Source organism: Nocardia sp. NPDC051750 (genome assembly GCF_044453135.1).
In the GTDB taxonomy this organism is placed as follows: domain Bacteria; phylum Actinomycetota; class Actinomycetes; order Mycobacteriales; family Mycobacteriaceae; genus Nocardia.
On the sequence record NZ_JBITCK010000002.1, the window covers coordinates 1,262,083 to 1,278,397 of the forward strand.

At 67.9% G+C, this 16,315-nt stretch carries 12 protein-coding genes; 7 read left to right on the forward strand and 5 right to left on the reverse strand.

All coding sequences use genetic code 11. The features are described from left to right. Positions 1-30 precede the first annotated feature (30 nt). A complete protein-coding gene (locus tag ACIA75_RS13290) occupies positions 31-243 on the reverse strand; it encodes a hypothetical protein (RefSeq protein ID WP_397103275.1) in 213 nt (70 codons plus the stop codon). A gap of 185 nt (positions 244-428) precedes the next feature. Here ACIA75_RS13290 and coaE point away from each other — a divergent pair, with 185 nt between their 5' ends. Next, complete coding sequence (coaE, locus tag ACIA75_RS13295; protein WP_397103277.1) at positions 429-1,631, forward strand: dephospho-CoA kinase; 1,203 nt, start codon at positions 429-431, stop codon at positions 1,629-1,631. A 169-nt stretch (positions 1,632-1,800) separates the two neighbouring features. Here coaE and ACIA75_RS13300 read toward each other — a convergent pair whose 3' ends face one another. Beyond that, positions 1,801-2,313: a DUF402 domain-containing protein gene (locus ACIA75_RS13300; protein WP_397103508.1), complete on the reverse strand. Its 513-nt coding sequence runs from the start codon at positions 2,311-2,313 to the stop codon at positions 1,801-1,803. Between the two features lie 132 nt (positions 2,314-2,445). Between ACIA75_RS13300 and uvrB the strand changes: the two genes are divergently transcribed. After that, positions 2,446-4,638: an excinuclease ABC subunit UvrB gene (uvrB, locus tag ACIA75_RS13305; protein ID WP_397103279.1), complete on the forward strand. Its 2,193-nt coding sequence runs from the start codon at positions 2,446-2,448 to the stop codon at positions 4,636-4,638. A 20-nt stretch (positions 4,639-4,658) separates the two neighbouring features. On the opposite strand, the gene ACIA75_RS13310 is transcribed toward uvrB, so the two are convergent. Continuing rightward, complete coding sequence (locus ACIA75_RS13310; protein WP_397103281.1) at positions 4,659-5,129, reverse strand: VOC family protein; 471 nt, start codon at positions 5,127-5,129, stop codon at positions 4,659-4,661. Positions 5,130-5,293: 164 nt separating this feature from the next. Between ACIA75_RS13310 and ACIA75_RS13315 the strand changes: the two genes are divergently transcribed. The 3 genes from ACIA75_RS13315 to ACIA75_RS13325 all read left to right on the forward strand — a co-directional run bounded on the left by ACIA75_RS13315 (position 5,294) and on the right by ACIA75_RS13325 (position 7,424). Next, positions 5,294-6,169 (forward strand): DUF6597 domain-containing transcriptional factor, encoded by an 876-nt coding sequence (locus ACIA75_RS13315; RefSeq protein ID WP_397103283.1) that lies wholly within the window; start codon positions 5,294-5,296, stop codon positions 6,167-6,169. A 60-nt stretch (positions 6,170-6,229) separates the two neighbouring features. Next, a complete protein-coding gene (locus tag ACIA75_RS13320) occupies positions 6,230-6,637 on the forward strand; it encodes a DoxX family protein (RefSeq protein ID WP_397103285.1) in 408 nt (135 codons plus the stop codon). A gap of 334 nt (positions 6,638-6,971) precedes the next feature. Further along, on the forward strand, positions 6,972-7,424 hold the full coding sequence (locus ACIA75_RS13325; RefSeq protein WP_397103287.1) for a universal stress protein: 453 nt from the start codon (positions 6,972-6,974) through the stop codon (positions 7,422-7,424). A gap of 68 nt (positions 7,425-7,492) precedes the next feature. On the opposite strand, the gene ACIA75_RS13330 is transcribed toward ACIA75_RS13325, so the two are convergent. Together ACIA75_RS13330 and ACIA75_RS13335 are read right to left on the reverse strand one after the other, a co-directional pair. Next, positions 7,493-9,823 carry an ATP-binding domain-containing protein gene (locus ACIA75_RS13330; protein ID WP_397103289.1) on the reverse strand — a complete coding sequence of 777 codons (2,331 nt, stop codon included), beginning with the start codon at positions 9,821-9,823 and terminating at the stop codon, positions 7,493-7,495. Between the two features lie 147 nt (positions 9,824-9,970). Further along, positions 9,971-11,305 carry a diguanylate cyclase domain-containing protein gene (locus tag ACIA75_RS13335; protein WP_397103291.1) on the reverse strand — a complete coding sequence of 445 codons (1,335 nt, stop codon included), beginning with the start codon at positions 11,303-11,305 and terminating at the stop codon, positions 9,971-9,973. A gap of 156 nt (positions 11,306-11,461) precedes the next feature. Here ACIA75_RS13335 and ACIA75_RS13340 point away from each other — a divergent pair, with 156 nt between their 5' ends. Then, positions 11,462-12,652: a beta-ketoacyl synthase N-terminal-like domain-containing protein gene (locus ACIA75_RS13340; RefSeq protein WP_397103293.1), complete on the forward strand. Its 1,191-nt coding sequence runs from the start codon at positions 11,462-11,464 to the stop codon at positions 12,650-12,652. A 477-nt stretch (positions 12,653-13,129) separates the two neighbouring features. Continuing rightward, on the forward strand, positions 13,130-16,186 hold the full coding sequence (gene uvrA / locus ACIA75_RS13345; RefSeq protein ID WP_397103295.1) for an excinuclease ABC subunit UvrA: 3,057 nt from the start codon (positions 13,130-13,132) through the stop codon (positions 16,184-16,186). Positions 16,187-16,315 lie beyond the last annotated feature (129 nt).

Here is a 16,315-nt window from a genome sequence, read left to right on the forward strand (position 1 = left end):
GGAGACCGGGCCACCGTTGTCCGTCGCGAACTAACCGGCCGGGACCGGGACCCAGCGCGGCCAGGCAATCGACGGACGTGGGCGATGAGCGGCGAGACTGTGCCGGGGCGCGGCCGTATAGGTACTGAACCAGGAGCGGCGATACTTCGCCAGGAATGCCGCGACGGCCGGAATCGCGAGACAGTGCACACGACCCGCCGATCCCAGCCGATGCCGGCCTGTGCGGTAGTGCCAGATGCGCATGCTCGTTCCTTTGCTATCCGTGACAGATGCGGTGAAATCGGGGCCTGCACTCAGGCCGAACAGTAACCCAGGAGGTGGCGTAATCAGGACATTTGTGTCGTTCTCCCCCGACTGGGCGTGTCGAGAGGGTAGGGCGGCGTCAACCTCGTCACCGGTTCGGTGCCCGCGGATGCGAGACTGAGCGAATGTTGCGAATCGGCCTCACCGGAGGTATGGGCGCGGGCAAATCGACGGTCGCGCGGGCACTCGTCGCGCGGGGCGCGATGCTCATCGACTCCGATGTCATCGCCCGGGAGGTAGTCGCCGCGGGTACTCCCGGACTCGTTGCTCTGGTCGAGGCATTCGGCGCGGATATCCTGGCCGCCGACGGCAGTCTGGACCGTCCGGCTCTGGCGGCCAGAGCATTTCGCGACGACGAATCACGCACGACCCTGAACTCGATCACCCATCCGCTGGTGGGGCAGCGCACCGCCGAATTGCTGGCGGCCGCGGCGCCGGACGCCATCGTGGTGCAGGATGTCCCGCTGCTGGTGGAAAACCATATGGCGCCCTTCGTGAATCTGGTGCTGGTGGTGGATGTCGCTGCCGAGACCCGGATCCGGCGGCTCGTCGAGTACCGCGGCGTCCCCGAGGACGACGCGCGTGCCCGGATCGCCGCGCAGGCGACCGATGAGCAGCGGTACGCGGCCGCGGATGTGCTGCTGGACAACAGCGGCCCCGCCGGTGCGGTCGAAGCGACGGTGGATCGGCTGTGGGACGAGCGGCTGGTTCCGTTCGAGGCGAATATGCGGTCCGGCGCGGCGGTGCGGCCGGCGCCGCGGATCGTGGAACCGAACCCGGAATGGCCGGCGCAGGCGCGGCGGCTGATCGCGCGGCTACAGGTGGCCGCCGACGCGGCCGCAGTGCGAATCGATCATATCGGTGCCACCGCCGTGCCCGGCCTGGCCGCGAACGACGTTCTCGACCTGCAGGTCACCGTGCCGGACATGGCTGCGGCCGACGGTATCCGGGAGGCTGTGGCGGCCGCCGGATTCCCCGCTGTCCCGGGCCGTACCCACGATGATCCGGAGCCGGTTTTCGGGGACGCCGCGGCTCCGCACCATCGGACTCTGCGCGTACACGGTAGCGCCGACCCTGGTCGCCCGGCATATATCCACGTCCGGGCCGCCGGTGATCCCGGTCAGAAGTTCGCCCTGGCCTTCCGGGACTGGTTGCGCGCCGAGCCGGCGGCCCGGGCGGAATACACCGAGGTGGAGCAGAAGGCAGCGGCCGCAGCCTCCGGGCTCGATCGTGACGAGGCGAGCGCTGCCTACCATGCGGTGCAGGAGCCCTGGTTCGACTCGGTGTCTCCGCGGGTTCGCGCCTGGCGAGCCGAGAACCCGGAGTAGGTAGCGTCTGCACCGGAGTAAGGTTCCCGGCCGCATCGGCGGCGACCAGCACGGCCCATCCGGTTCGAGCGATCCGAACGGCGCTGCCGGTGCGGTAGTGGCGTGCGGGGTCCACCGAGCCACAGGTACCGGCGGCCCGGCCGGGGTGGTGGATTTCGGCCGCCGGGGCTCACAGCCAGGTGAGCGGCATACCCAGGGAAGCGGTCCAGGCTTGGAAATCGTGGCCGTGGGCGGCGATTCCGTCGATGGCGCGGGTGGCGGTCGCCACTGCCTGCTCGGCGGCGGCCGCGTCGAGCAGGCCGGTCGCGTGGGCGGCGAGCAGTTCGTCGACATCCAGCAGCTGGGTTTCGCGTCCGGTCCGGACGACCAGGTCGAGGTAGTGGTCGATCGAACGCCAGCGTTTCGGCCCGACCTCGCCGAATTCGCCGATATCGATGTAATAGTCCTGGTCGCGCATATGGGCGGGATGGAAATGGAAGACCGTCGCTCGGATGGCGAGTGCGGGCAACAGCCAGGATTCCATGTAGTGGAACTGCGGGTGGTCGGCGGTGCGGGCCATGTACAGCCCCCAGGGTTCGAGGTGGTAGCGCTCGACCTCGCGGATGAAACCCTTCGGGTCGGTATTGGTCAGTTCCGCGATATCGAAGTACTCCACCTTGGGCCGGTGGACCTCCACGCTCATTGCCTCTGTCACAGCTGCTGAAGCTACCGCAGCACGGGCCCCGCCGTAGACCGGCGGTATGTGCGCGCGGTGCACTGCGGCGGCATCAGCGGAGGGCGGAAATCTGTCGGTGACGGCGCCTAGTCTTGGGGTATGGCATTCGCAACCGAACTCCGTGCGGCCGGCGTCTCCGGGACCGAGGCCGACGGGGAGACTCCGCTGGCGAAATCGGAGTTCCGCCCGGTCGGGGAGATCGAGCGCACCGGCGGGCGGTTCGAGGTCGTCAGCCCCTATCAACCGGCCGGTGATCAGCCGGCCGCCATCGAGGAACTGGAACGCCGGATCACGGCGGGCGAACCCGATGTGGTGCTGCTCGGCGCCACCGGTACGGGTAAATCCGCGACGACCGCCTGGCTCATCGAACGGCTGCAGCGCCCCACACTGGTGATGGCCCCGAACAAAACGCTGGCGGCCCAGCTGGCCAACGAGCTGCGGGAGATGCTGCCGCACAATGCGGTGGAGTACTTCGTCTCCTACTACGACTACTACCAGCCCGAGGCGTATATCGCGCAGACCGATACCTACATCGAGAAGGACAGCTCGATCAACGACGATGTGGAGCGGCTGCGCCATTCGGCCACCTCCGCGCTGCTGTCGCGCCGGGATGTGGTGGTGGTCGCGTCGGTGTCCTGTATCTACGGTCTGGGCACCCCGCAGTCCTATCTGGACCGTTCGGTACTGCTCGAGGTGGGCGCGGAGGTCGACCGGGACGCGTTTCTGCGGATGCTGGTGGATGTCCAGTACACGCGCAACGATATGTCCTTCACCCGCGGCTCGTTCCGGGTGCGCGGCGATACCGTCGAGATCATTCCCTCGTATGAGGAATTGGCCGTGCGCATCGAATTCTTCGGCGACGAGATCGAGGAACTCTATTATCTGCACCCGCTCACCGGGGATGTGGTGCGCAAGGTCGATATGGTGCGGATCTTCCCGGCCACCCACTATGTGGCCGGTCCGGACCGGATGGCGCGCGCGGTCACCGATATCGAGGCCGAACTCGAGGAACGTCTGGCCGAACTGGAGGGCAAGGGCAAACTCCTGGAAGCGCAGCGGCTGCGGATGCGCACCCAATACGACCTGGAGATGATCCGGCAGGTCGGCTTCTGCTCGGGTATCGAGAACTATTCACGCCATATCGACGGGCGGCCGGCGGGTTCGGCACCGGCCACTTTGCTGGATTATTTCCCGGACGATTTCCTGCTGGTCATCGACGAATCGCATGTGACGGTGCCGCAGATCGGCGGTATGTACGAGGGGGATATGTCGCGGAAGCGCAACCTCGTCGAATACGGTTTCCGGCTGCCGTCGGCGGTGGACAACCGCCCGCTCACCTGGGAGGAGTTCGCCGAGCGGATCGGGCAGGCGGTGTATCTGTCGGCGACCCCCGGCGACTACGAACTCGGCCGTGTCGGCGGCGAGGTGGTGGAGCAGGTGATCCGCCCCACCGGTCTGGTCGACCCGCAGGTGGTGGTCAAACCGACCAAGGGCCAGATCGACGATCTGGTGCACGAGGTGCGGCTGCGGGTCGAACGCGACGAACGGGTCCTGGTCACCACACTCACCAAGAAGATGTCGGAGGACCTGACCGACTACCTCCTCGGCCTGGGGCTGCGCGTGCGCTACCTGCACTCCGAGATCGACACCCTCCGGCGGGTGGAGCTGCTGCGGCAGCTGCGGCTCGGCGAGTACGACGTGCTGGTGGGTATCAACCTGCTGCGCGAGGGGCTGGACCTGCCGGAGGTATCGCTGGTCGCCATCCTGGACGCCGATAAGGAAGGGTTCCTGCGCAGCACCAAGAGCCTGATCCAGACCATCGGCCGCGCCGCCCGCAATGTGTCGGGCGAGGTGCACATGTACGCGGACAAGATCACCGATTCGATGCGTGACGCCATCGATGAAACCGAACGCCGCCGGGCCAAACAACTCGCCTACAACGCGGAGATGGGGATCGACCCGCAGCCCCTGCGCAAGAAGATCGCCGATATTCTCGATCAGGTCTATTCCGAGGCCGACGACGAGGTCGCGGTGGGCGGATCCGGCCGCAACGCCAGCCGCGGCCGGCGGGCGCAGGGCGAACCGGGCCGCGCGGTGAGCGCGGGGATCGTCGAGGGTCGCGATATCAAATCCATGCCGCGTGCCGAACTCGCCGATCTGGTCGCCGAGCTCACCGATCAGATGATGAACGCGGCCCGCGAGCTGCAGTTCGAACTCGCGGGCCGGCTCCGCGACGAAATCGCCGACCTGAAGAAGGAGTTGCGCGGTATGGACGCGGCCGGCCTGCAGTGACCGGGTCCGGTGCGCGGTGGTCAGCTCTGGGTGGCCAGCCATTCGTCGACCCGGCGTTCGGCTTCCTCGCGCGACACGTCCTCGACGCGGGTCATGACGACCCAGCGGTGGCCGAAGGGGTCCTTGAAGGCCGCGTAACGGTCACCGGTGACGAAGGTGGCCGGATCCTCGGCCACCGCGGCACCGTGGTCGCGGGCCCGCGCGATGACCGCGTCGACGTCGGGGCAGTAGTGGACGAGGGATGTGTGCACCCATTCACCGTTCGGCGCCAGGACGTTCTGGTCCGGGACCGGTTGGCCCATCTGGATCGTGGAGTCTCCTATCTTCAGTTCGGCGTGGGCAGGCTGTCCATCGGGCATATCGTTGCGGGAGAGCACCTCGGCATCGAGGACCGCGCAATAGAAATCGATCGCGGCGTTGCCGTCGCTCACTGCGATGAAACAGGTGATCGAGTGGTAGCCCTCGGGGATGGGGTTCACGGTTTCGCTCATAACGCCGAGTCTGCTCGGACGCGCGGCCGGGGTCTTGTAAGAAAGCGACAGCCTCCCGGCGCGCGGAAGCCGCCGGGTCACGGGGCGCGGAAGCCGCGGGCCTCGGCGCCGCGGCCTGCTCGGCGCTCTCCCGCGCGGGCTTCCCACAGCCGCCGGGTGCTGTCGTGACAGATCCGGGTACTCCGGCGCGGGTACCCCTGGCTGCCGACCGCAAGGCGATCCTGCATCCGCATGAGCAGGAGCGCTATCGGACGCTGAATCGCCTACCGGCCGGCCCGGCGGTGGCCACCCATGTCGAGTGGTACTGGTCGGTGCGCTGGGATATGCGGGGCCGGGCCCCCTATTTCGCCGAGGTGCTGCCGTATCCGTGCATGCACCTCACCTTCGAGCAGGACGGGGACCGGCGTGGGAGTTTCGTCAACGGCGTGTGCACGACGAAATACGTGCGGGAACTAGCCGGTGCGGGCGAGACCTTCGGGGTCCGGTTCCGGCCCGGCGGCTTCGGCGCGTTCACCGGGTTCGATGTCGGCGCGTTCAAGGACCGGGCGGTGCCCGCCGCCGAGGTGCTGCCCGATATCGGCGATCTCGCCGACCGGGTACTCGCCGAATCCGGCGATCCCGGCCGGCGCCGGGTGGTGGAGGACTATCTGGGGACGAGGCCCGTTCCGGACGATCCGAATTACCGCCGGGTGCTGGAGATCGCCGCCGCAATGGCCGGCGACCCGGAACTCACCCGGGTCGACCAGGTCGCCGAGCGGTTCGGGGTTCCGGTGCGGACAGTGCAGCGATTGTTCCGCCGCTATATCGGTGCCGGCCCGAAATGGGTGCTGCGCCGGTATCGGCTCCAGGACGGCGCCGATCTGCTGGCCCGGGGCCGCACCGCCGACCTCGCGGCGCTCGCCGCCGAACTCGGATATTTCGATCAGGCGCATTTCACTCGCGAATTCACCGCGGAAGTCGGAATGGCGCCGCTGGAATATGCCAAGAATTCGTTACGCTCGCGCGATGAGGTGACCTCCAAGGTGCTGCCTGCCTCATAATCGACCGCAGCATGATCACGCAGGCCCTGCTCGTGCCCCATCGATCTCGAGGAGCTGGACATGGACGTCGTGGTGTTGATCGGCCGGGTGATGTTCGTCATTCTTTTCCTGAGCTCGGCGCTGGGACATTTCACCCAGACCAAAGCCATGGCCGGTTATGCGCAGGCCAAGGGCGTACCCATGCCGGAGATGGCGGTCCGGGCCTCGGGGGCGCTGATGCTGCTCGGCAGCCTCAGCATTCTGCTCGGGATCTGGGCGGACCTGGGTGCCCTGCTACTGCTGGTGATGATCGTCCCCACCATGATCATGATGCACAGTTTCTGGAAGGAAACCGATCCCGAGGCCACCCAGGCGGAGACCATCCAGTTCAATAAAGACCTCGCCCTCGCGGGCGCCCTGGTGATGCTGTTCGGCTTTTTCGCGCGCTCCGATGATTTGGGACTGACAATTACGGGTCCGCTGTTCTGACTGTGCCCGGCGGTGGAAATGCCGCGAACACCGATATGCGGTGCGGCCGAGCTGTGAGGAAAATCCCACCGCGCCAACGGTGTTCGTATTTCTTGTGACTCGTCACAGGTTTGCCCGGGCGGCCGGTACGAAGTGCCAGGTAGGCGCGGACGGCGCCGGTCGCGGTGGCAAACTGTGAAACACCGGTGTTGCCGCGACGCACTGTGATGTAGAACGAATCCGGTTGATCGGCCCTCGGTTACGGCTATGGTCTACGCAGTCGCTGCGCCGTTGCCGGACTTTCCCTCGGGCGTTCGGCCGGCCGCGTTTATACCCCGCACAGTTGGAGGAGAGAATGACCGCCTACCGGACCATTGTCGTCGGTACCGACGGCTCGGACTCGTCGTACGTCGCCGTGGACAAGGCCGCCTCGCTGGCCGGAGCCGCGGGCTCGACACTGATCGTGGCCTGCGCCTACTACCCGACCGACGACCGTGATGTCGCCGCCGCGAGCGATATGCTCAAGGACGAGGCCTACCAGGTTCGTGGTTCGGCGCCGACCAACGAGATCCTGCGCACCGCGCGGGACCGGGCCGTGGCGGCGGGCGCCAAGGAGATCGTCGAAAAGGCGATCGTCGGTGAGCCGGTGGAATCCCTGCTGGATCTGATCAAGGAGACCCAGGCCGATCTGCTCGTGGTCGGCAACCGCGGCCTGAACACCCTGGCCGGCCGCCTGCTGGGATCCGTGCCCTCCGATGTGGCGCGGAAGTCGAAATCCGATGTCCTGATCGTGCACACCGTGCGCTGATCACCCCGCCGTAGTAGCGACGCCGCGCCCGGAACCCGGTTCCGGGCGCGGCGTCTGTGTAGCGGGGGTCAGCGCGCCAAGCGGTGCAGTTCGGGTGGGAGATCGGTGCTGTGGACTACGGTGAGCCGCTGGGTGGCGCGGGTCAGCGCGACGTACAGATCGTTGCGGCCGCGCGGCGAATCGGCGATCACCGCACCGGGTTCGACCAGATACACCGCATCGAACTCCAGGCCCTTGGCTTCGGTCACCGTCAGCACCCGCACGGATTCGGTTTCCAGATGGGCCAGCTCGCCGAGGTTCTCGGCCGGAGCCAGCACGGCCGCGGTTCCGGGGCCGTGCTCTTCGGCGAGCAGCCGGGCCAGTGTCGGCCCGATCTGCGGGGGCGGCACCCGGTGGGCCCGCGGGACCCGGCCCGTTTCCCGGACGGACCGTGGCACCTGGGCGGCGGGGTCGACGGCGGCGAGGACATCCGCCGCGATCGCCATGATCTCGGCCGGGGTGCGGTAGTTCACCGTCAGCTCGGTGCGCTTCCACCGCTTGGCCACATAGGGCTCCAGCATCTGCTCCCACGAGTTCGCGCCTGCCGGGGCGCCGGTCTGCGCGATATCGCCGACCACGGTGACCCACCGGTTCGGGATTCGGCGCATCACCATGCGCCAGTCCATCTCCGACAGTTCCTGCGCCTCGTCGACGATCACATGGCCGTAGGTCCAGGTCCGGTCGCCGGCGGCGCGTTCGGCGGTGGTCTGCCGGTTGCGCACCTGCTGTCGTTCGGCGAGCTGGCTCGCATCGATGAGGTCGTAGGCCATCAGGATTTCCGGGTCGAGTTCGTCCTCGAGGTCCTGCGGGGCGGAACCGGTCAGGATGTCCAGGGCATCCTGGGCTTCGGCGAGCTGGGCGCGCCAGCGGCGCCGGGCGCGCTCGCGCTCCTCCGCGTCGTCGGTGCCCAGTAGTTCGGCCAGTTCGTCGAGCAGCGGGGCGTCGGCGGCGCTGAACTCACCGGTTCCGGTACGCAGGAGTTCGGCCCGGTCGGCCGGGCCGAGGATCTTCCCGGCGGCGCGGTCGAGGCGCTCGGCGTCGGCGAGCAGATCGCCCAGGACCTGCTGCGGGGTGAGCAGCGGCCACAGGTCGGCGAGGACTCGGACGATCTTCTGATCGGCGCGCAGTTCATCGCTGATCTCGCTGAGATCGGCGGAGCTGAGCAGGCTGCGGCCGCCACCCAGGGGGTCGGCGCCCATGGTTTCCGCCAGCTGGTCGGTGAGTGCCTCGATCACCATCGAGACGAAGATCGGCCGCGCCAGGTTGTGCGGGCGGCGGGACGAGCGGGCGCGCCCACGAGCCCTGGTGACGATCTTGCGGTCGAGGGTGACCGGATAGCCGTCGAAACTCAGCGTGATGGGTTCGCGCGGGACCTGCTGCCGGTCCCGGACGGCGTTCTTCAGAATATCGAGGATCTGCAGTGATCCCTTGAGTTCCGCGGCGCGCAGCGAATCCTCCCGGGTGGCCTTCACCCCGGGATACAGGTTGCCGATCGTGGACAGCAGCACCCCGGTCTCACCGAGCGAGGGCAGCACCTGGCCGATGTAGTCCAGGAACGTGGCATTGGGCCCGATGATCAGCACACCGCTCTTGGCCAGCTGCTGACGGTAGGTGTAGAGCAGGAACGCGGCGCGATGCAGCGCGACCGCGGTCTTACCGGTGCCCGGCCCGCCCTGCACGACCATCACGCTCTTGTGCTCCGCGCGGATGATCGCGTCCTGTTCGCTCTGGATGGTTTCCACGATGTCGGACATATGCCCGGTCCGCGCGGCGTTCAGTGCCGCCAGCAGTGCGCTTTCGCTGCCGACACCGCCGTCGGAGGTGGTCGCGCCGGCGCGGCGGGCCGCGTCGAGATCGAGGTATTCGTCGTTGACCGCGGTGACCCGGCGGTTGCGGGAGCGAATATGCCGCCGCCGCGCCACCCCGTCCGGGGCGGCGGTGGTGGCCAGGTAGAACGGCCGGGCCAGCGGGGCCCGCCAGTCCAGCAGCAACGGCTCGTAGTCGTTGTCCTCGTCCAGGATGCCGAGGCGGCCGATATAGCGCTGCTCCGGCCCCTCGTCGCCGTCCGTGATGTCGATGCGGCCGAAGCACAGACCGTGCTCGGCGGCATCGTATTTGGCCAGATCCTCGGTGTAGAGGTGGGTGAACGATTCCCGTTCGGTGCGGGCCTGCGGGGTGCCCCCGGTTTCCAGCAGCACCGTGCGCAGCCGCTGGTCGGCGTAGGCGCGCATACCGTCCAGCCGGTCGTACAGCACCGACAGGTACGCCTGCTCCTGTTCGATATCTCGTGTCGCCGCATCCGGCGGCAACTCGGCGGAGTCCAGGGCGTCGGGGCGTTCCTGGGTGCGGTTGTCGGGCAAGTTCTGGCTCCTTCTCACCCACGGCGGGACAAGCTCGGCGAAACACGACGCTGCGGTGCACATCGGTGATGCTGTGGTGCGCACAGAGTTGTCGAGTCTACTGCGGGTGCCGATCGCATGACGTTCCCGCTGGTCCGGTGGCTGTTGTCAGGAGACGTTGGTGTTGTCGCCGCGGCGGCTGTGCCTCTGGGCCGCCTCGCGCTGTCCCAGCGGTTTGGCCTCGTACATGGCGATATCGGCATCGTGCAGCACCGCTTCCGGGGTGCGGGTGTCACCGGGCTCGAGGGTGGTGACCCCGATGGAGGCATTGACCGCGATCCGGTGGCCGCGCGCGACGATCGGTTCGGCCATGGCCGCACGCAGCCGCTGGACCAGGGGTTCGAGTTCTTCGTCGCCGGGCCGGCCGCCGAGCAGTACGAGGAATTCGTCACCGCCGAGCCGGCCTACCAAGTCCTCGGCGCGCAGCGCGGACCGCAGCCGGTGGGCCACGATGCGCAGCACCGTATCGCCGATCGCGTGACCCATCGTGTCGTTGATCGATTTGAAGCCGTCGAGGTCGATGAACATCACGGTGGACACCCGCCGGTGCGCGCTGCTGGCGGTCAGCGCGCCCGACAGTTGCGACAGGATCAGCGACCGATTGGCCAGGCCGGTCAGCGGGTCGTGGGTGGCCTGGTATTCGAGCTGGCGGCGGCCGGCCAGGTATTCGGTGATATCGGTGTACGAACACACTGCCGCGACGCCCTGTTCGTCCGGGTTCAGCAGCCGGCTCGACACAGCCAGCCAGCGCCGCTGGCCGTCCGGGCGGCCCACCGCGAAGACGAAGCCGGTGATCGTCTCGCCGGTGGCGAGGGTTCGCGCGACCGGGTGCCGGGCGCGCGACATCGGCGCGCCGTTGGCATCCAGCCACTCCAGCGGCAGATCGGCGATCTTGCGTCCGACCACCGGTATCCGTTCATCGATCCCGAGAATGCGGCGGGCGGCGGGATTGGCGGAGGCGATGGTGCCGTCCTGGTAGATCACGGCCACCCCCTCCTCGAGTTGCGCCACCACCGTGGTGAAGTGCTGCTCGGCGCGGAGCTGGGCGCGCTCGGCGCGGCGCTGGGCGGACAGGTCGTGGATGACCACCTGGTAGGCGAGGCGGTCGTGCCAGGCGGTGAGCACCGAGACCGTTTCCACCGGGACCTCGCGGCCGTCCAATGCGAGCAGGATCATCTCGGTGGGTTCGGTGGCTACGCCGGTCGCGGTGAGGGCCGCGATCCGCTCGAACATCGACTGCCGGGAGTCGGGGTGAACGAACCGGGCGATGTGCTGGCCCAGCACCTCGGCGAGATTTTTCGCGCCCATGATCCGCAGGGCGGCGGGGTTGGCATAGACCACGATGCCGCGTTCGTGGACGCAGATTCCGTCCGGGGAATGCTCCACCAGGGAGCGGTACCGATGCGCGAGTTGCTCGGCGGCGGAGGCCCTGCGCTCTCCCATACCAACCCCCTTGTCGGCTGACCCGGACATTCAAACACGGCATAACTCGGGTATCCACACGCATAGAATCGATAGTGCGGACGTGATTTCTCCGATGATCACGCCACAACGTGTTCCCGGCGGGGCCGGACAACCGGGGGCCGGGAGGGAGAAGTCATGGTGGGCACCGGACTCACTACCGATCTTATGTCGATTACCGGGATCGGTGCCGTCACCGGGTACGGATGGGGGCGGGAGACCCTCTGGGAAGGTCTGCTCAGCGGCGTGCCGGCGGCGCGTTTCGAGCCCGGATACGGCCTGGATCCCACGACCGGGGGCTGGGTGGCGCTGGTTCCCGACGACGGCGCCGCGACCGGGGCGGACGGCACCCGATACGGGCGCGCGGTGCTTGCCGCGGTCGCCGAGGCCGTAGCGGACGCGCAGGATCGAGGTTGGTCGCCCGGGCCACGGGTCGGGCTGGTGAATGCGGCCGTGCTGGGTGATGTCCGGCACTGGCTGGCGTTCTCCGGGCCCGGCGGTACGGATTTCCGCGGCCGGGATTTTCTGCGCCTGCTGCCCTCCACGCCGGTTTCGGTGGTCAATCAGGCGTTCGGTTTCACCGGGCCGGTCATCGGTGTTTCGGCCGCCTGTAGTTCGGCGAATGTGGCGATGGTGCAGGCGCAACTGTGGTTCGCCGCCGGACTGGTGGACGATGTGGTGTGTGTGGCCTCGGATCTGTCGGCGACGCCCGAGCTGGTCCGCCAGTTCTGCGCGCTCGGAGCCGCGGTGGTCGATACCGAATCGCTGGACGGCTGCCGGCCCTTCCAGGAGGGCAGCCGCGGGTTCAGTGTGGGGGAGGCGGCTGTCGCGTTCGTGCTCACCCGGGATCCGGTCCCGGCCTACGCAACGGTACTGGGTGGTGCGATGAACAACGAGGCCCACCATGTGGTTTCGCTGGAGCCGAGCCACGACCGGGTCGTGGAGTGCGTGCGCCTGGCCTTGGCCGACGCCGGTGTCGACGCCGCGGATATCCGCTATCTGAACGCGCACGGTACCGGCACCGCCCAGTGCGACCGTGCCGAACGCGACCTGCTCACCCGGGTCTTCGCCGACCGGCCCGCGGTGTACTCGATCAAGCCGCTGGCCGGACACTGCCAGGCGGCCTCGGGTGCGGTGGAACTGGCCGCGGCGGCACTCGGCTACGAACGCGGGGTCATCCCGGCGCCGCCCGCGGTCGCGCCGGCCCATCACCGCATGCTCGACGGTGCCACCGCCGCCGAGCCGGGGCTCACCGCCAAACTGTCGCTGGGGATGGGTGGCAACAATTCCATGGTGGTGCTGGCGCCCGGGTCGCACGCCGCCGCCTGAGTGAGGGCCGGGCAGCCCGCGCGGTCGGCACGCTGAGCCTGCCCGTCCCGGCTCCGGCGGCGCCGGGACGGCGTGGTCCCGTCCATCATCGTGATCGGTGACACGCCCCGGTGGCGCCGCTCGTTGGCCTACGCTGGGGGAGCGAGCCCGTCCGGCCGGCGCAGCCGGTGTGCCGGTTCCCGGGGGATGCCGTGCGGGCACGTCCCGCGCAGCCCGTGGACGTGCCCCGTATCCGCCGGTGGCCGGTTGTCCGGCGAAACTTGTCGGTGGCTCGTCCTAGCATCACCGCGGACGCATCTGCGGCCCGAACCGGCAGGTCCGGCCCGGCCGATGCGGCTGTCCTCCGCGCTGTGGCCCACGACCAGTGGACCGGTCGCGGCGGCTCCATCGAACGGTATTCACGGGCGCGCCTCCGGCGCGACACTTGACGACGCGCCTCCGGCGCGGCGACGAACGATACGAGAAGGGACCCACCTGGTGGCGGAACGCCTGACTGTCCGCGGCGCGCGGGAGCACAACCTCAAAGGGATCGACCTCGATCTACCCCGCGACAGTCTGATCGTCTTCACCGGCTTGTCGGGGTCGGGGAAGTCCAGCCTGGCCTTCGACACGATCTTCGCCGAGGGGCAACGCCGGTACGTGGAATCGCTGTCCGCCTATGCCCGGCAGTTCCTCGGGCAGATGGACAAACCCGATGTGGATTTCATCGAGGGCCTCTCACCCGCGGTCTCGATCGACCAGAAATCCACCAACCGCAACCCGCGCTCCACGGTCGGCACCATCACCGAGGTGCACGACTACCTGCGCCTGCTCTACGCCCGCGCCGGTGTCCCGCACTGCCCGGTGTGTTCGGAACTCATCGCGAAGCAGACTCCGCAGCAGATCGTCGACCAGGTGCTGGCCATGGAGCCCGGCGTCCGGTTCCAGGTGCTGGCTCCGGTGGTGCGCACCCGCAAGGGCGAGTTCGTCGACCTCTTCGACCAGTTGAACTCGCAGGGTTACGCCCGGGTCCGGGTGGACGGCGTGGTGTACCCGCTCACCGATCCGCCGAAGCTGAAGAAGCAGGAGAAACACGATGTCGAGGTGGTGGTGGACCGCCTCGCCGTCAAACCGACTGCCAAACAGCGTCTCACCGATTCCATCGAGACCGCGCTGCGCCTGGCCGACGGGATCGTCGTCCTCGATTTCGTCGACCGCGACGAACACGCGCACGATCGCGAGCGCCGCTTCTCCGAGAAACTGGCCTGCCCCAACGGGCATCCCCTCGATATCGAGGATCTGGAACCGCGATCCTTCTCGTTCAACTCGCCCTACGGCGCCTGCCCCGACTGCACCGGTCTCGGTATCCGCAAAGAGGTGGACCCGGAACTCGTCGTTCCCGACCCGGAACTGAGCCTGGCCGAGGGCGCGATCGCACCGTGGTCGCGCGGGCAGAGTGCCGAGTATTTCGTGCGGCTGCTCTCCGGCCTGGCCGCCGCCCAGGGATTCGATCTGGACACCCCGTGGCGGGAACTGCCGCCGCGGGCGCGTAAAGCGGTGCTCGAGGGCAGTTCGGATCAGGTGCATATCGTCTACACCAACCGATACGGCCGCAAACGCTCCTATTACGCCGATTTCGAGGGCGTCATGCCGTTCCTGCAGCGGCGGCTGGACAACACCGATTCCGAGCAGATGAAGGAGCACTACGAGGGCTATATGCGCGATGTGCCGTGCCCGGTGTGCAACGGGGCGCGGCTGCGGCCGGAAATCCTGGCGGTCACGCTCGCCTCGGACGCGGAGCGCAAATCCATCGCGGAGGTCAGCGAGCTGTCCATTCGCGACTGCGCCCAGTTCCTGAACGCGCTGACGCTGGGGGAGCGGCAGGCGGCGATCGCCGGTCAGGTGCTCAAAGAGGTCCAGGCCCGGCTGGGTTTCCTGCTCGATGTCGGGCTCGACTATCTGACTCTGTCCCGGGCTGCGGCGACGCTGTCCGGTGGGGAAGCGCAGCGCATCCGGCTCGCCACCCAGATCGGCTCCGGGCTGGTCGGCGTGCTGTACGTGCTGGACGAACCGTCGATCGGCCTGCACCAGCGGGACAACCGGCGGCTCATCGAAACGCTGACGCGGCTCAAGAACCTCGGCAACACCCTGATCGTGGTGGAACACGACGAGGACACCATCCGCGCCTCGGACTGGGTCGTCGATATCGGCCCGTTCGCCGGCGAGCACGGCGGTCAGGTCGTGCACAGCGGGCCGTATTCGGAGCTGCTCGCCGACAAGAATTCGCTGACCGGCGCCTACCTCTCCGGCCGGGAGCGGATCGAGCTCCCGCTGATGCGGCGTCCGATGAACAAGAAACGGCGCGTCACCGTCGTCGGGGCGACCGAGAACAACCTGCGCGGGATCGATGTGGCCTTCCCGCTGGGTCTGCTCACCGCCGTCACCGGTGTGTCCGGTTCCGGTAAATCCACGCTGGTCAACGACATCCTGGCGACCGTCATGGCCAACAAACTCAACGGCGCGCGACAGGTCCCCGGCCGGCACACCCGGGTCAACGGGCTCGACCAGCTGGACAAACTGGTGCGAGTGGACCAGTCGCCGATCGGCCGGACCCCGCGCTCCAACCCGGCCACCTACACCGGGGTGTTCGACAAGATCCGCAGCCTGTTCGCGGCCACCACCGAGGCCAAGGTCCGCGGTTACCAGCCCGGGCGGTTCTCCTTCAATGTGAAGGGCGGCCGGTGCGAGGCGTGCTCCGGCGACGGGACCCTCAAGATCGAGATGAACTTCCTGCCGGATGTCTACGTCCCGTGCGAGGTCTGCCAGGGTGCCCGCTACAACCGGGAAACCCTGGAGGTGCACTACAAGGGCAAGACCATCGCCGAGGTGCTCGATATGCCGATCGAGGAGGCCGCCGAATTCTTCGAACCGGTGACCTCGATCCATCGCTATCTGGCCACACTGGTCGATGTCGGGCTGGGCTATGTGCGGCTCGGGCAGAGCGCGACCACGCTGTCCGGTGGTGAGGCACAGCGCGTGAAACTATCGGCCGAACTGCAGAAACGCTCCAACGGCCGCACGGTCTACATCCTCGACGAGCCCACCACGGGCCTGCATTTCGAGGACATCCGCAAACTCCTCGCGGTGATCAACGGCCTGGTCGACAAGGGCAATACGGTGATCGTCATCGAACACAACCTGGACGTCGTCAAAACCGCGGACTGGGTGATCGATATGGGTCCCGAAGGCGGTTCCGGCGGCGGCACGGTGGTCGCCGAGGGAACCCCCGAGGACATCGCCGCGTCCCCCGACAGCTACACGGGGCAGTTCCTGAAGGAGATCCTGGAGCAGCCCGCGGCCACCGGATCGGCGTCGAAGGGCGGCGGCGCGGTGACACCGGATGCCGCACCGCGGAAGGCCGCGGCGAAGAAGGCGCCGGCAGCGAAGAAAACAGCGAAGACCGCCGCGCCGGCGGAAACGAGTAAGACCGCCGCGAAAGCACCGGATGCGCAGAAAGCGAAACGTCTGGCACGTAAGGCGGCTGCACTGCGCTGACAGGTTCCGCACCGCGACCGTCGTGCTCGGCTCGGCGGTCGCGGCCGGTGTCTGCCGGACCGATGTGGGAGCCGACTGCCTGCGCGGAACGGGACGGTGTACTGGTCCCGGCGTGGCAGTCCAGGTGAT

What these genes read in the sequence shown, in the direction of transcription:
- ACIA75_RS13290 (WP_397103275.1), bottom strand. Translation starts at nt 243, where the DNA reads ATGCGCATCTGGCACTACCGCACAGGCCGGCATCGGCTGGGATCGGCG.
- coaE (WP_397103277.1), top strand. Translation starts at nt 429, where the DNA reads ATGTTGCGAATCGGCCTCACCGGAGGTATGGGCGCGGGCAAATCGACG.
- ACIA75_RS13300 (WP_397103508.1), bottom strand. Translation starts at nt 2,313, where the DNA reads ATGAGCGTGGAGGTCCACCGGCCCAAGGTGGAGTACTTCGATATCGCG.
- uvrB (WP_397103279.1), top strand. Translation starts at nt 2,446, where the DNA reads ATGGCATTCGCAACCGAACTCCGTGCGGCCGGCGTCTCCGGGACCGAG.
- ACIA75_RS13310 (WP_397103281.1), bottom strand. Translation starts at nt 5,129, where the DNA reads ATGAGCGAAACCGTGAACCCCATCCCCGAGGGCTACCACTCGATCACC.
- ACIA75_RS13320 (WP_397103285.1), top strand. Translation starts at nt 6,230, where the DNA reads ATGGACGTCGTGGTGTTGATCGGCCGGGTGATGTTCGTCATTCTTTTC.
- ACIA75_RS13325 (WP_397103287.1), top strand. Translation starts at nt 6,972, where the DNA reads ATGACCGCCTACCGGACCATTGTCGTCGGTACCGACGGCTCGGACTCG.
- ACIA75_RS13335 (WP_397103291.1), bottom strand. Translation starts at nt 11,305, where the DNA reads ATGGGAGAGCGCAGGGCCTCCGCCGCCGAGCAACTCGCGCATCGGTAC.
- ACIA75_RS13340 (WP_397103293.1), top strand. Translation starts at nt 11,462, where the DNA reads ATGGTGGGCACCGGACTCACTACCGATCTTATGTCGATTACCGGGATC.